Annotated in this window: 14 protein-coding genes; 11 read left to right on the forward strand and 3 right to left on the reverse strand. The window is 37.1% G+C overall.

Annotated features, from left to right (window positions below):
* Positions 1-64 precede the first annotated feature (64 nt).
* Entirely contained in the window at positions 65-850 is a 786-nt protein-coding gene (gene spo0A / locus CDZ92_RS03070; protein WP_096153485.1) for a sporulation transcription factor Spo0A, read from the forward strand.
* A gap of 91 nt (positions 851-941) precedes the next feature.
* On the opposite strand, the gene CDZ92_RS03075 is transcribed toward spo0A, so the two are convergent.
* Together CDZ92_RS03075 and CDZ92_RS03080 are read right to left on the reverse strand one after the other, a co-directional pair.
* Entirely contained in the window at positions 942-1,409 is a 468-nt protein-coding gene (locus tag CDZ92_RS03075) for an STAS domain-containing protein (RefSeq protein ID WP_096153486.1), read from the reverse strand.
* 250 nt (positions 1,410-1,659) lie between these two features.
* Positions 1,660-1,806, reverse strand: coding sequence for a YycC family protein (locus CDZ92_RS03080; RefSeq protein WP_096153487.1), 147 nt, complete (start codon positions 1,804-1,806; stop codon positions 1,660-1,662).
* A 111-nt stretch (positions 1,807-1,917) separates the two neighbouring features.
* On the opposite strand from CDZ92_RS03080, the gene CDZ92_RS03085 reads away from it, so the two are divergent.
* On the forward strand, positions 1,918-2,652 hold the full coding sequence (locus CDZ92_RS03085; RefSeq protein ID WP_096156890.1) for a glycerophosphodiester phosphodiesterase: 735 nt from the start codon (positions 1,918-1,920) through the stop codon (positions 2,650-2,652).
* Between the two features lie 41 nt (positions 2,653-2,693).
* Here CDZ92_RS03085 and CDZ92_RS03090 read toward each other — a convergent pair whose 3' ends face one another.
* Positions 2,694-2,927: a DUF2627 domain-containing protein gene (locus CDZ92_RS03090; protein ID WP_096153488.1), complete on the reverse strand. Its 234-nt coding sequence runs from the start codon at positions 2,925-2,927 to the stop codon at positions 2,694-2,696.
* A 189-nt stretch (positions 2,928-3,116) separates the two neighbouring features.
* Here CDZ92_RS03090 and CDZ92_RS03095 point away from each other — a divergent pair, with 189 nt between their 5' ends.
* The 9 genes from CDZ92_RS03095 to CDZ92_RS03140 all read left to right on the forward strand — a co-directional run bounded on the left by CDZ92_RS03095 (position 3,117) and on the right by CDZ92_RS03140 (position 15,243).
* Entirely contained in the window at positions 3,117-5,171 is a 2,055-nt protein-coding gene (locus tag CDZ92_RS03095) for a sigma-54 interaction domain-containing protein (RefSeq protein ID WP_096153489.1), read from the forward strand.
* A 135-nt stretch (positions 5,172-5,306) separates the two neighbouring features.
* Positions 5,307-6,206, forward strand: a complete 900-nt coding sequence (yqiS, locus tag CDZ92_RS03100) for a phosphate butyryltransferase (protein ID WP_096153490.1) — start codon at positions 5,307-5,309, stop codon at positions 6,204-6,206.
* A gap of 37 nt (positions 6,207-6,243) precedes the next feature.
* Complete coding sequence (gene bcd, locus CDZ92_RS03105; RefSeq protein WP_096153491.1) at positions 6,244-7,347, forward strand: branched-chain amino acid dehydrogenase; 1,104 nt, start codon at positions 6,244-6,246, stop codon at positions 7,345-7,347.
* Positions 7,348-7,509: 162 nt separating this feature from the next.
* The gene (gene buk / locus CDZ92_RS03110; RefSeq protein ID WP_096153492.1) at positions 7,510-8,619 is read left to right on the forward strand and encodes a butyrate kinase; all 1,110 of its coding nucleotides are present in this window, start codon (positions 7,510-7,512) and stop codon (positions 8,617-8,619) included.
* 15 nt (positions 8,620-8,634) lie between these two features.
* The gene (lpdA, locus tag CDZ92_RS03115) at positions 8,635-10,056 is read left to right on the forward strand and encodes a dihydrolipoyl dehydrogenase (RefSeq protein ID WP_096153493.1); all 1,422 of its coding nucleotides are present in this window, start codon (positions 8,635-8,637) and stop codon (positions 10,054-10,056) included.
* 107 nt (positions 10,057-10,163) lie between these two features.
* Positions 10,164-11,156 (forward strand): thiamine pyrophosphate-dependent dehydrogenase E1 component subunit alpha, encoded by a 993-nt coding sequence (locus CDZ92_RS03120; RefSeq protein ID WP_096153494.1) that lies wholly within the window; start codon positions 10,164-10,166, stop codon positions 11,154-11,156.
* Between the two features lie 12 nt (positions 11,157-11,168).
* Complete coding sequence (locus CDZ92_RS03125) at positions 11,169-12,152, forward strand: alpha-ketoacid dehydrogenase subunit beta (protein ID WP_096153495.1); 984 nt, start codon at positions 11,169-11,171, stop codon at positions 12,150-12,152.
* A gap of 104 nt (positions 12,153-12,256) precedes the next feature.
* On the forward strand, positions 12,257-13,585 hold the full coding sequence (locus CDZ92_RS03130; RefSeq protein WP_096153496.1) for a dihydrolipoamide acetyltransferase family protein: 1,329 nt from the start codon (positions 12,257-12,259) through the stop codon (positions 13,583-13,585).
* 689 nt (positions 13,586-14,274) lie between these two features.
* A complete protein-coding gene (locus CDZ92_RS03140) occupies positions 14,275-15,243 on the forward strand; it encodes a nuclease-related domain-containing protein (RefSeq protein ID WP_096153498.1) in 969 nt (322 codons plus the stop codon).
* Positions 15,244-15,248: the final 5 nt, after the last annotated feature.

The following is a 15,248-nucleotide window of genomic DNA, read 5'->3' on the forward strand; positions in this document are numbered from 1 at the left end:
TGTAGAATAACAATGTTAACAAAAATTCGATAAACGTTTGGATTTTGAGGAGGAATTTTAGAGGATGAAAATGAAAGTTTGTATTGTAGACGATAATCGTGAATTAGTTAGTTTATTAGATGAATACATTTCCGCTCAGGATGACATGGAAGTAGTGGGTGTAGCATATAACGGACAAGACTGTTTACATGTATTAGAAGAAAAAAATCCAGACATCCTTGTGTTAGATATCATTATGCCTCATCTAGATGGCCTTGCTGTATTAGAAAAAATGCGTGAACTTAATATGCCAAAACATCCAAATGTAATTATGTTAACAGCTTTCGGACAAGAAGACGTAACGAAAAAAGCGGTAGACTTAGGTGCATCGTATTTCATTTTAAAGCCATTTGATATGGAGAACTTAGTGAACCATATTCGTCAAATTAGTGGAAAAGGAACACCGTTCTTGAAGCGTTCAACTAGCCCACAAATTCGCCAAAGTGAACCGAAAGTGAAAAATTTAGATGCTAACATTACATCTATTATTCATGAAATTGGTGTGCCGGCGCATATTAAAGGATATTTATATTTAAGAGAAGCTATTTCAATGGTTTATAATGATATTGAATTATTAGGTTCTATAACAAAAGTACTTTATCCAGACATTGCAAAAAAATTTAACACGACAGCAAGCCGTGTGGAACGTGCAATTCGCCATGCAATTGAAGTAGCTTGGAGTCGCGGAAACATTGACTCGATATCAAGCCTATTCGGCTACACTGTTTCTATGTCAAAAGCAAAGCCTACTAATTCTGAGTTTATCGCAATGGTTGCGGATAAACTTCGCTTAGAGCATAAAGCTTCTTGAGAGGGTAAGGGCTGATTTAGTTTGTTAGCTAAAAAAGGAAAAGACCAACAATAATTGTTGGTCTTTTCTATATAAAGGGGGAGGAGGCAATCTAAATATGTTGCACTAGGTGAAAAAAACCCATTATATCAAGAAGCTCATAAACTATACCTTTAGCTTCAGAGATAGTAGTTTGAATTCCAATTTCGTGTGCTGTAACAATTAATTCATACAATAACCTAGCACCGCTAGAATCAATAAATGTAAGCTGAGATAAATCGATCTCTAAAGATTCAAATCCAGAGAATCGTTTAGAAAAAGAAGATAGAAACGTTTCTACTTGATCTGTTGATGAATAGTCGAGGTGTCCTTTTAATGAAGCTTTTATATGGGAACTCTGCTCAAAACACCATACTTGAAAAGATTGATGAGGATAGCGTCGTTGTAATAAGTTTATATAAACATCTAATTCTTGACTCATCGTGATAGCTTTCTCGGACGTTAACTCAATACTATTAATTTCTTTTATCATTTGTCTTCTTTTTGTTTCGAATGTATTAGTAATAGAGAAATTCATCATTATTATCACCCTATCCGCTTGATTAGGCAATTTATCCTATATTAGTATTTTAGACCTAGTTTTTTGTGTTTACAAGGTGAAAATCGTGAAATGGGTGGAATGATGTCTGTAATGCCTAAAATATAACTTTAAATGCTGTGTTAAAATAGTGTACATAAATTCTGAATAATTAGATTTGGATTGGGTATATTGAACTATTTTATTTACAAATAAAAAACAGGTAAGTGCATTTACCTGTTTTAAGAATAGATTATTGTTCTTTTTTCTCTGTACGTTCAATTTCTATTAATTTTTGAATAAGAATATGTTGCGGAGTGTGCATAACTTGTTCTAATGAAACATTTAATGCTTTGGACAGTTTTTGTGCTGTTTCAGCAGATAATTGTAATGGACGCAAGATGATCACCTCGATATTTATTAGTTAAAAATAGCTCAGTAATTAATTTGTACTACATATTTCGAATAGGGTATAGGTTTTATGTCTAATTTATGGAAGGTTGTGAAAAAAATGAGTACAAAAATATTCGGTCATAGAGGATCAGCGGGAACGCATCCTGAAAATACAATGATTAGTTTTCAGCAAGCTTTTAAAGATGGTGCGGATGGAATTGAGTTAGATGTACAGTTGAGTAAAGATGGCATTCCAGTAGTGATCCATGATGAAAAAGTAAATAGAACGACAAATGGTAATGGGCTTGTGAAAGATTTTACAGTTAAAGAATTAAAAGAATTAAATGCCGTTCATAAATTTAAAGATTCTTTTTCCTTTTGTGAAATACCTACATTAGAAGAAGTTTTAGTTTGGTTAGAGCAAACGAATCTACTCCTCAACATAGAATTAAAAAACGGAGTGTTCTTTTACGAAGGTATGGAAGAAAAAGTCATCCAATTAGTTAAAATGTATAATCTAGAAGGAAGAGTTATATTCTCTAGCTTTAACCATTATAGTATCGTCAAGTTAAAAGAATTAGCTCCTGAAATCGAACGAGCTGTATTGTATATGGAAGGCATATACAAACCATGGGAATATGCAAAATGGGTAGGAGCCCGAAGTATACATCCATATATTTACGCTGCTCCGTCAGAAATCATTTTGGAGTCACAACAAAACGGAATAAAAGTAAGACCTTTTACAGTAAATGATGAGAATATAATGAAAAGGTTATACGCAGAAAAATGTGAAGCTTTCTTCACAGACTACCCAAAAGAAGCAGTGGAAATAAGAGATAATATTAGTAATTAAAAAGCATGCAGTCTATCTTAGAGAAAAAGACTGCATGCTTATTATTTTTTGAATCGATTCTGCACTTTATTTCGTTTTCGGTCACGGTGAAAAATGAATCCAGCAACAAATGCTAGTCCTAACAGGAAAAATAATAAACCTATAATAAATTGAAGTAATAAATTTGGTATTGGCGAAACTAATATCCCAAAAACCATATCCCTCATTAACTTTATTCCATAAACCGCTAAAATCGCAGGTAATACCACTATAAGAAGGGCAATTATTCGTTGCATGTTTTCTAAATCCTCACTTTCACTTTCAATGCATAATAAGTATATCATTTTTCTGTTGCAAAGTACGACAAAAAAATATAAGATATGAGTGTGCAATAATTTTCACATGCGTTGCAGATAATATGAAAGATTTTTCAGAAAAATCATAAGTGGTAGAAAATATAAAATTAACCATTTAAGGGGTTTGTTATGCAAAAGGTATTAATTGTTGGAGCAGGTAAAGGTGGATCAGCATTATTAAAAATGTTAACGCATTCAGAACTTTTTTCAGTTGAAATGGTTGTTGATGTTAATAGTGAAGCACCTGGCTTAAATTTAGCAAAGAGATTAAACATACCAACAAGTAATAACTGGGAAAAAGAATTAAGAGATGATATTGACATTATTATTGAAGCAACTGGGTCAGATGAAGTTTTTAAGCAAATTAGGGAGAAGAAAAGTAAAAAAACCGTTCTTGTACCGGGTAGTGTGGCACATATTACTGCTAAATTAGTAGAAGATCGTGAAGAGCTTATAACAAAGTTAGAAAATGAATTCCATAAAAGGGACTTAATCTTTAACTTGTTACATGATGGCTTAGTCGTTATAGATCAAGCTGGAAAAGTAATTCTTTTTAATAAAAGTGCTGAACGCGTCGCCGGTATTAATAAGAAATCAATTATTGGTCAACACGTGCTAGAATTTATCCCATCAAGCCGTTTAATTGAAGTGTTACATAGTAAAAAGGTAGAAAAAAATAAAGAGCTTTTATTAGAAAATGGCAAAAAAATTATTACAACTCGAAGCCCTCTTATTGACGAGGATGGGAAAGTAATAGGCGCTTTTTCAGTTTTTAAAGATATTACAGAAGTAGTGAACTTAGCGGAGGAAGTAACGAACTTAAAAGGTATACAGACGATGTTAGAGGCTATTATTCAATCATCTGATGATGCAATCTCCGTAGTGGATGAATTTGGACGAGGCTTACTTATTAATCCGGCCTACTCTCGATTAACTGGTTTAAAAAAGGAACAAATTATTGGTAAACCAGCCACTACTGACATCTCTGAAGGTGAAAGTATGCATATGAAGGTATTGGAAACGAGAAGAGCAGTGCGCGGAGTGAAGATGAAAGTTGGACCAAGTAAAAAAGAAGTTTTAGTAAATGTAGCCCCGATTTTAGTCGATGGAAAGCTAAAGGGAAGTGTTGGTGTTGTTCACGACGTATCGGAAATACAAACATTAACAACTGAATTAGATCGGGCGCGGCAAATCATTCGTACACTTGAAGCTAAGTACTCGTTTGATGATATTATAGGAAGTTCAGAAGAAATGAGCCTGGCAATTGAACAAGCAAAGCTTGGGGCACGTACACCTGCAACTGTTCTTCTAAGAGGTGAATCTGGTACAGGGAAAGAATTGTTTGCTCATGCAATCCACAATGCTAGTAATCGCAAGTTCAATAAGTTTATTCGTGTAAACTGCGCAGCCCTTTCGGAATCATTGCTAGAGAGTGAATTGTTTGGTTATGAAGAAGGTGCCTTCTCTGGTGCAAAACACGGTGGAAAAAAAGGTTTGTTTGAAGAAGCTAATAATGGCAGTATTTTTTTAGATGAAATAGGTGAGTTATCTGCAAACACACAAGCGAAGCTATTAAGAGTACTTCAAGAGCAAGAAATTATTAGAGTAGGTGGAACGAAATCTATTCCAATAAACGTACGTGTAATTGCAGCAACCAATGTTAATTTAGAAAAAGGTATTGCAAACGGCTCTTTTAGAGAAGACTTATATTATAGATTAAACAGAATGCCGATTCATATCCCTTCGTTAAAAAAACGAAAAGAAGATATTGAATCTTTAAGTAAACATCTGTTAACGAAAATAAATCAAGACTACGGTAGAAATGTGGAAGGCTTAACGCGTAAAGCGTTACATTATCTAATATCATATGACTGGCCGGGAAATGTAAGGGAGCTAGAAAATATATTAGGTAGAGCAATTATTTTCATGAATTATCATGAAGTAATGATTGATATGCATCATATACCGGATTTGCAAATTAAAGGTGACAAGTTAGAAGAAGTGAATCATGTTACATTAAATACCGAGTCCCAATCCCTCTCTCAAATGATGGAATCGTACGAAGCGGCGATTTTAGAAAAAGTACTGAAGAAAACCAATGGAAATAAAACGAAAGCTGCAAAAGAGCTTGGAGTTTCTATTCGAAATTTCTATTACAAAATTGAAAAATATAATATTGAATAAAGTTGCGTGCAAAATATTTCATAGCGCGCAAAATCGTTCAGTCGAAAAATGTTGTTATTAAAGCGTTTTCATAATTTTAAAGTTGGCACGCTTTTTGCATATATGTTTTATGTACAAGAAAGGAAGGGTTGAAAAGTGAGACTAGAAGAACTGATCAACAAGGCAACCCAATTAGAACCAAAAGTAGTCGCAGTTGCCGCGGCGGAAGATGAAGAAGTAATGGAAGCTGTATCGGAAGCCATTAAAAGAAATTTAGCTTCTTTTATCCTTTACGGAAATGAAAAGAAAATTTCAGACCTACTATCTAAACATAATTTAGAAGTGAACGGTACAAGCTTGCAAGTAATGGACGCTTCAACTCCTAAAGAAGCTGCACATTTAGCAGTTAAAGCTGTTTCAAGTAAAGAAGCAGATGTCCTTATGAAAGGAAATGTAGCTACTGCTACTATATTGAAAGAAGTTTTAAATAAAGAATATGGACTTCGTGCAGGTAGCGTGTTGTCACATGTAGCTGCTTTTGAAGTGCCAGGGTATGACAGATTGATTTTTGTAACAGATGCAGCCATGAATGTTGCACCAACTATTGAACAAAAAGTTCAGATTGTACAAAACTCAGTTCAAGTTGCTCGATCTATCGGTGTGGAACTTCCGAAAGTAGCACCTATTGCTGCTGTAGAGGTTGTAAACCCAGCGATGGAAGCAACAACAGATGCAGCATTGTTAACTCAAATGAACAAACGCGGACAAATCACTGGTTGTATTGTGGATGGACCACTAGCATTAGATAATGCAGTGTCACCACTTGCGGCAAAACATAAGGGGATTGAAAGCGAAGTTGCAGGTCAAGCTGATATATTATTTGTTCCTACTATAGAAGTTGGGAACGTATTATATAAATCTTTAATTTATTTTGCTAACGCGAAGGTAGGCGCAATTATTGCCGGCGCAAAGGCACCTATTGTATTAACATCTCGAGCAGACTCAGCAGAGAGTAAACTAAACTCATTAGCTTTAGCGGTTAGCTCGGTTAAATAAAAAACTAAAAACTTATATTATTGGGGAGGATTTACAAATGGAAATTTTCAAATATATGGAGAAATATGATTACGAACAATTAGTTATTTGCCAAGATAAAACATCAGGATTAAAAGCGATTATTGCAATTCACGACACAACACTAGGGCCTGCTTTAGGTGGAACTCGTATGTGGACATACGCAAACGAAGATGCAGCAATTGAAGATGCATTACGTTTAGCTAGAGGTATGACTTACAAAAATGCTGCAGCCGGTTTAAACCTTGGTGGAGGTAAAACGGTTATTATTGGTGACCCACGCAAAGATAAAAATGAAGAAATGTTCCGTGCGTTCGGACGTTATATTCAAGGACTAAATGGTCGTTATATCACTGCGGAAGATGTTGGTACTACAGTAGCTGACATGGACTTAATATATGAAGAAACGGATTACGTAACAGGTGTATCACCAGCATTCGGTTCTTCTGGTAACCCTTCGCCAGTAACAGCTTACGGAGTATATGTTGGTATGAAAGCGGCTGCTAAAGAAGCATTCGGATCTGACTCTTTAGAAGGTAAAGTAGTTGCAGTTCAAGGTGTTGGTAACGTAGCATTCAACCTTTGCCGTCACTTACACGAAGAAGGCGCACAACTAATCGTTACAGATATTAATAAAGAAGCAGTTCAACGTGCATTAGAAGAATTCGGTGCAAAAGCAGTAGACCCAAGCGAAATCTACAGTGTTGATTGTGACATTTATGCACCATGTGCACTTGGAGCAACTGTTAACGACGAAACAATTCCACAACTAAAAGCGAAAGTAATCGCTGGTGCAGCGAACAACCAATTATTAGATACTAAACATGGTGATATCATCCACGAAATGGGTATCGTTTATGCACCTGATTATGTAATCAACGCAGGTGGAGTTATCAACGTAGCTGACGAATTATACGGATACAACCGTGACCGTGCTATGAAACGTGTTGAAGGAATTTATAACAACATTGAGAAAGTTATCGAGATCGCAAAACGTGATAACATTCCAACTTATTTAGCAGCTGACCGTTTAGCAGAAGAGCGTATCGAGCGTATGAAAAACACTCGTAGCCAATTCTTGCAAAACGGACACAGCATTTTAAGCCGCCGCAACGGTCGTTAATATATAATAAGATTCAATTTATTTTTAAATACAACTTCCATAAAAAAGGGACACTATAGGGGATAAAAGAAGATAACTGTTCCGTAAAGGGGTATTTTAAAAATTACTGAACATGGAAAGAGGTGTAACGCTTCTTTCCAGTTTTTATTGGAGGTTTCAACTTTGTTAGAACAAGAATATCGCATTCTAGTCATCAATCCAGGTTCAACATCAACGAAAATCGGTGTCTTTGATAACGAGCGATCAGTATTTGAAAAAACAATTCGTCATGATAGCGAAATAATCAATAGCTTTGCAACTATTTTTGATCAATATGAATTCAGGAAGAAAACGATTCTAGAAACGTTAGACGAAGAAGGAATCAATATTTCAAAACTAAGTGCTGTATGTGGTCGCGGTGGACTATTACGTCCAATCGAAGGTGGCACATATGCAGTTAATGCTGAAATGTTACAAGACTTGAAGGTAGGTTTCTCTGGCCAACATGCTTCTAATCTTGGCGGAATCTTAGCATACGAAATCGCTACTGGTCTAAATATACCTTCATTTATCGTTGACCCAGTTGTGGTGGATGAACTTTCAGATATTGCACGTGTGTCAGGTTTTTCTTTAATTGAAAGAAAAAGTATCTTCCACGCGCTAAACCAAAAAGCAGTTGCTCGTCGTATAGCAAAAGAACTTGGAAAAAAATACGAAGATTTAAACTTAATTGTTACACATATGGGCGGAGGTATTACGGTAGGAGCTCATAAAGGCGGTCGCGTAATCGACGTTAATAACGGTCTTCACGGAGATGGACCATTCAGTCCAGAACGTGCAGGAACTGTTCCTGCAGGTGACTTAGTCTCTTTATGCTTCTCAGGTGATTTTTACCGTGACGAAATTATGAAAAAGCTTGTTGGTCAAGGTGGACTAGTAGGTTACCTTGGAACAAACGATGCTGTAAAAGTAGAAAAAATGATTGAAGCTGGCGACAAAGATGCAGAGCTTGTCTACGATGCAATGGCTTACCAAGTTGCTAAAGAAATTGGTGCAGCAAGTGCCGTTTTCTCTGGTAAAGTAGATGCCATCATTTTAACAGGTGGATTAGCTTACGGAAAAGGTTTTGTTAAGGCAATTTCAGATAGAATTAGTTGGATTGCTGATGTGATCGTTCACCCAGGTGAAAATGAACTACAAGCATTAACAGAAGGAGCACTTCGTGTACTTCGTGGGGAAGAAGATGCAAAAGTTTATCCAGGGAAGAAACTAAACAGTAAAGTACTAAACTAGAAGGGAGCGGAAACAATGGCAGAAGAGTATGATTTAGTCATCCTAGGAGGCGGAACTGGCGGTTACGTTGCAGCAATCCGTGCTTCTCAACTAGGACTAAAAACAGCAGTAGTAGAAAAGAAAAAACTTGGTGGAACGTGTCTACATGCAGGTTGTATTCCAAGTAAAGCTTTACTTCGTAGTGCAGAAGTATATGCACAAACGAAAAAGAGTGAAGAATTTGGGGTAGTAACAAGCGATGTAAAACTTGATTTCCTAAAAGTTCAAGAACGTAAGCAAAAAATCATCGACCAACTTCATGGCGGTGTGCAACATTTAATGAAACAAGGGAAAATCGATGTATTCCACGGTACAGGACGTATTTTGGGACCTTCTATTTTCTCACCAATGCCAGGAACTATTTCTGTAGAATTTGAAAATGGCGATGAAAATGCAATGTTAATTCCTAAAAACGTTATTGTTGCGACAGGATCTCGTCCACGTTCACTTCCAGGATTAGAAATTGACGGTACTTTAGTAATGACTTCTGATGAAGCACTTCAATTAGAAGAATTACCAAAGTCAATCATCATCGTTGGTGGAGGCGTAATCGGTATCGAGTGGGCTTCCATGTTATCTGACTTTGGCGTAGAAGTAACGGTATTAGAATATGCAGATCGTATTTTACCAACAGAAGATAAAGAAATTTCTAAAGAAATGCAACGCCTAATGAAAAAGCATGGTGTGAAAGTTGTTACAGGTGCAAAAGTGCTTCCTGAGACATTAGTAAAATCGGATGTTGTAACAATTAAAGCAGAGCATAAAGGGATAGAAAAATCCTTTACTGCAGAAAAAATGCTTGTATCTGTAGGTCGTCAAGCAAACGTAGAAGGTATTGGAATAGAAAATACGGATATCGTAGTTGATAAAGGATTTATCCTAACAAACGATTACTTTCAAACAAAAGAGTCTCACATCTATGCAATTGGTGACGTAATTGGTGGTCTTCAACTAGCACATGTTGCTTCTCACGAAGGAATAGTAGCGGTTGAACACATTGCTGGAGAAAATCCATCGCCAATCGACTACGTTTCCATTTCTAAATGTGTATACAGCTCCCCAGAAGTGGCGAGTGTTGGTTACACAGAAGAACAAGCAAAAGAAAACGGCTTTGAAATTAAAACAGGTAAATTCTCTTTCCGCGCGATCGGTAAAGCTCTTGTTTACGGTGAATCTGATGGCTTTGTGAAAATTATTGCCAACAAGGAAAATGATGACATCTTAGGAGTTCACATGATTGGACCACACGTTACAGATATGATTTCTGAAGCAGGTCTTGCGCTTGTACTTGATGCGACTCCTTGGGAAATTGGTCACACTATTCACCCTCACCCATCATTATCTGAAGCAATTGGTGAAGCAGCACTTGCTGTTGATGGAAAAGCAATTCATTCTTAATAAGAAAAGCTCCAGGCATTTGCTTAGCTGCTAATGCCTGGAGCTAGACATCTAAAATTAAAAATGGGGCAATTTAGCCCCCTCTACATATAAGGAGGTAACTTTACATGGCTGAAAATCGTCATCAAGCCCTAGGCTTATCAGATGAAAATGTATTAGAAATGTTTGAAACTATGCTACTTGCACGCCGTATTGACGAGCGTATGTGGCTATTAAACCGTGCTGGAAAAATCCCATTTGTTATTTCTTGTCAAGGGCAAGAAGCAGCTCAAATCGGAGCAGCTTTTGCACTAGATCGTGAAAAAGATTACGTATTACCATACTACCGTGATATGGGTGTTGTATTAACTTTCGGTATGACTGCGAAAGACTTAATGCTATCTGGTTTTGCGAAAGCAGAAGATCCAAACTCCGGTGGACGTCAAATGCCAGGTCACTTTGGTCAAAAGAAAAACCGTATCGTAACAGGTTCTTCTCCAGTTACAACACAAGTACCACATGCCGTTGGTGTTGCATTAGGTGGACGTCTTGAAGGAAAAGACTTAGTAACATTCGTAACTTTCGGTGAAGGTTCATCTAACCAAGGTGATTTCCACGAAGGTGCAAACTACGCAGCAGTTCACAAATTACCTGTTATTTTTATGTGTGAAAACAACAAATATGCAATCTCTGTTCCTTATGAGAAACAAGTTGCTTGTGAAAAAATCTCGGACCGTGCAATTGGTTACGGTATGCCTGGTGTAACAGTTGACGGGAACGATCCGTTAGAAGTTTATAAAGTGGTTAAAGAAGCAGCAGACCGTGGCCGTCGTGGCGAAGGTCCAACATTAGTAGAAACAATTGCTTACCGTCTAACGCCTCACTCATCGGATGACGATGATCGTGCATATCGTGGACGTGAAGAAGTAGAAGAAGCAAAACAAAAAGATCCTATCATTTCCTTTGCTAACTACTTAAGAGAATTAGGAATTCTAGATGAAGCAAAAGAAAAAGAAATGAACGACAAGATCATGAATATCGTAAACGAAGCTACAGAATACGCAGAAAATGCACCATATGCTGATCCAGATAGTGCATTAAAGCACGTATACGCGGAGTAAGGAGGAAAAATCATGGCAGTTATATCTTATATTGATGCGGTAACAATGGCGATCCGTGAAGAAATGGAACGCGATGATAAAGTATTTATTTTAGGAGAAGACGTTGGACTTAAAGGTGGAGTTTTCAAGGCTACTACTGGCCTTTACGATCAGTTCGGTGAAGATAGAGTAATCGATGCACCTCTTGCTGAGTCAGCAATCGCTGGTGTTGCAATCGGTGCAGCAATGTACGGCATGCGTCCTATCGCTGAAATGCAGTTCGCTGATTTCATCATGCCAGCAGTAAACCAAATTATTTCGGAAGCAGCACGTGTTCGCTACCGTTCTAACAACGACTGGTCTTGTCCACTTGTTGTACGTGCTCCATACGGTGGAGGAGTTCACGGTGCCCTTTACCACTCTCAATCCGTAGAAGCGATATTTGCAAACCAACCTGGATTAAAAATTGTAATGCCTTCTACTCCTTACGATGTAAAAGGATTATTAAAAGCAGCTATCCGTGACGAAGATCCAGTATTATTCTTCGAGCATAAGCGTGCTTACCGCCTAATCAAAGGTGAAGTTCCAACAGACGACTACGTATTACCAATCGGTAAAGCAGACGTAAAACGTGAAGGGGAAGACATCACAGTAATCACTTACGGATTATGTGTACACTTTGCACTTCAAGCAGCAGAGCGTCTAGCTCAAGATGGCATCTCTGCACACATTCTTGACTTACGTACTGTTTATCCATTAGATAAAGAAGCGATCATGGAAGCAGCTTCTAAAACAGGTAAAGTATTATTACTTACGGAAGATAACAAAGAAGGAAGCATCATGAGTGAAGTTTCTGCAATCATCTCTGAAAATTGCTTATTCGACCTTGATGCACCGATCATGCGCCTTGCTGGACCTGACGTACCTGCAATGCCATACGCACCAACAATGGAGAAATACTTCATGGTGAACCCTGATAAAGTAGAAAAGGCTATGCGTGAATTAGCTGAGTATTAATTTGTTATATGAAATGGGTAGGAAGCTGTTACTTCCTTCCCTTTGAATATTGGTGGGCGAATTAATTCCCACCACTTTTTCACGAACAAAAGGAGGTTATCATCTTGGCAGTTGAGAAAATTACAATGCCACAGCTTGGCGAAAGTGTTACGGAAGGTACAATCAGTCGCTGGCTTGTAAGCGTTGGAGACAAAGTAAATAAATACGAGCCTCTAGCAGAGGTTATGACAGATAAAGTTAACGCAGAAATTCCATCTTCTTTCACTGGAACAATTAAAGAGTTAGTAGCAGAAGACGGTGACACATTAGCAGTAGGAGAAATCATCTGTTACATCGAAACAGAAGGTGGCGGTGAAGCAACAGCTGAGTCAAAACCTGCAGCAACTCCTGAGAAGTCGGAAGTAACTGCTCCAGCAGCAGCTGCTACATCTGATGCGGATGCACCAAACAAACGTCGTTACTCTCCTGCAGTATTACGTCTTGCACAAGAAAACAATATCGACCTTGAGCAATTAACAGGTACTGGAGCAGGCGGACGTATTACGAGAAAAGACATTCAAAAAGTGATCGAATCTGGAAACATACCAACTGCTGATAGTAAGCCAGCAGTATCGGAAACTTCAGCAGCAGCAAAGGTTGAGACGGCTAATGCTCCTGCAGCGGCTCCAGCGGCAGCAACATCTGTTCCTGCTCCAAAAGCAGCAGCACCAGTGAATATACCAGTTGAGCCAGGCGATATCGAAATTCCTGTATCTGGTATACGTAAAGCAATCGCTACTAACATGTTACGTTCGAAACACGAAGCTCCACATGCATGGACTATGATCGAAGTAGACGCAACAAACTTAGTAGGATACCGCAACTCCATTAAAGGAGAATTCAAAGCAAAAGAAGGTTTCAACCTAACATTCTTCGCATTCTTCGTAAAAGCAGTTGCACAAGCATTAAAAGAGTACCCACAAATCAACTCTATGTGGGCTGGCGAAAAAATCGTTCAGAAAAAAGACATCAACATCTCAATTGCAGTTGCAACAGACGATGCATTATACGTTCCAGTAATCCGTAATGCGGACGAAAAAACAATCAAAGGTATCGCTCGTGAAATTACAGACCTAGCTGGTAAAGTTCGCGCTGGAAAATTAACATCTGCAGAAATGCAAGGTGGAACGTTCACAGTGAACAACACTGGTTCATTCGGTTCTGTACAATCACAAGGTATCATCAACTTCCCACAAGCAGCTATCCTGCAAGTGGAATCTATCGTGAAACGTCCAGTAGTAATGGACAACGGCATGATCGCAGTTCGCGACATGGTAAACCTATGTATGTCTCTTGACCACCGCGTCCTAGATGGCCTAGTTTGCGGCCGCTTCTTAGCACGCGTGAAAGAAATCATCGAGAAGATGTCGAAGGAAAATACTTCTGTATATTAATATGTAAGTGTATGGTGACCCCAGCTGAGGCTGGGGTTTTTATATGGAACCAAACATTTATAAGTATAGTTTGGGTAGGAAAAAATAATGATAGAACTTCGAAAAGAAAAGTATTGATAGAGGTGCAAAAAGTATCCATAGGAGAGGAAAGTATAGATAGAGGTCAAAAATGTACCGATAGACCCTCAAAAAGTATAGATAGAGTTCAAAAAAGTATCCATAGAGCTGCAAAAAGTATCCATAGGAGAGGAAAGTATAGATAGAGGTCAAAAAGGTACCGATAGACCCTCAAAAAGTATAGGTAGAGGTCAAAAAAGTATCCATAGACCTACAAAAAGTATCCATAGACCTACAAAAAGTATCCATAGCAGAGGAAAGTATAGATAGAGTTCAAAAATGTACCGATAGACCCTCAAAAAGTATAGATAGAGGTCAAAAAAGTATCCATAGACCTACAAAAAGTATCCATAGCAGAGGAAAGTAAAGATAGAGAAGAAAACAGTACCAATAGAATTCAAAAAAGTATAGATAGCGGCCAGAAAAGTATCCATAGACATGCAAAAAGTATCCATACGCAAAGAAAGTATAGATTGAAAATCAGAAAAATATTCCAATAATAATATTGACCTTTTAAAAATTACATGATAATTTAATCTTGTATTTTACATACATGATAGGAGTGATATTTATTGATAATAAAATATAGAAATAAGCCTTTAAAAATACAAACATATGAAGCATTTTTAACTAGACTTTCCCAAAATCACTACAAAAGACATTTAATAGAATCCGATTTCGGCAAGTATAATGCTGGTTTTCAAGGTGAAAAGGCTACAGATTACCAACTTCAATATATTTGTCCCAGCACATTTAACATTATTCAAAACCTGAGGCTAAAAGTAGATGGAATTACATCACAAAACGATTCCGTTGTTTATTCAAAGAAACAATTTAATATAATTGAAGCAAAAAATTATAGTGGCGAAGTCATATTTGATGAGGCTCAAGTAATTAAGATTAACAATAATGGTAAAAAAGAGAGTTATACAAATCCAATTTGGCAAGTACAAAGGCAAGAACATATGCTTAGAAAATGGCTAAACTACAACAACTTCCCCTCAATTCCAATTAACTCATTTGTTGTTATAACAAACCCTACTACAATATTTGATGTTACAAAACTACCTCCTAACCTTGCTAAGAAAGTCATCGGTATAGATGCCCTACCTTGGAAAATTCAAGAATTAGACGAAAAAATAAAATATACAAAATACAATACAGAACAATTCAATTTAGTTGGAGAAAAGTTGGTACAAGATCATAAGCCTGAAAAGATCGACATTTTATCCAAATACGGAGTTAATAAAGATGAAATAATATTAGGTGCAAAATGTCCTAAATGCAATGCTCTACCTTTGGAATTAAAAAACAATAAATGGAAGTGCATCAATAACTGTAAAGTGAAGACTAAAGATATCGTCCAACATTCATTAATTGACTATTCATTATTAATCTCGTCCAGTTTTAGTAATAGTGAGTTCAGAGAATTCTTTAATTTACCATCTCAAATTAGAGCTAAAAATATACTAAAAAATATAAATTTAATCCAAACAGGAAAATGCAAACACACCCGTTACCACCTCCCCCTAACCGACTAACCAAT

This window comes from Bacillus sp. FJAT-45066 (genome assembly GCF_002335755.1).
Lineage (GTDB): Bacteria > Bacillota > Bacilli > Bacillales > Bacillaceae_I > Bacillus_CD > Bacillus_CD alkalisoli.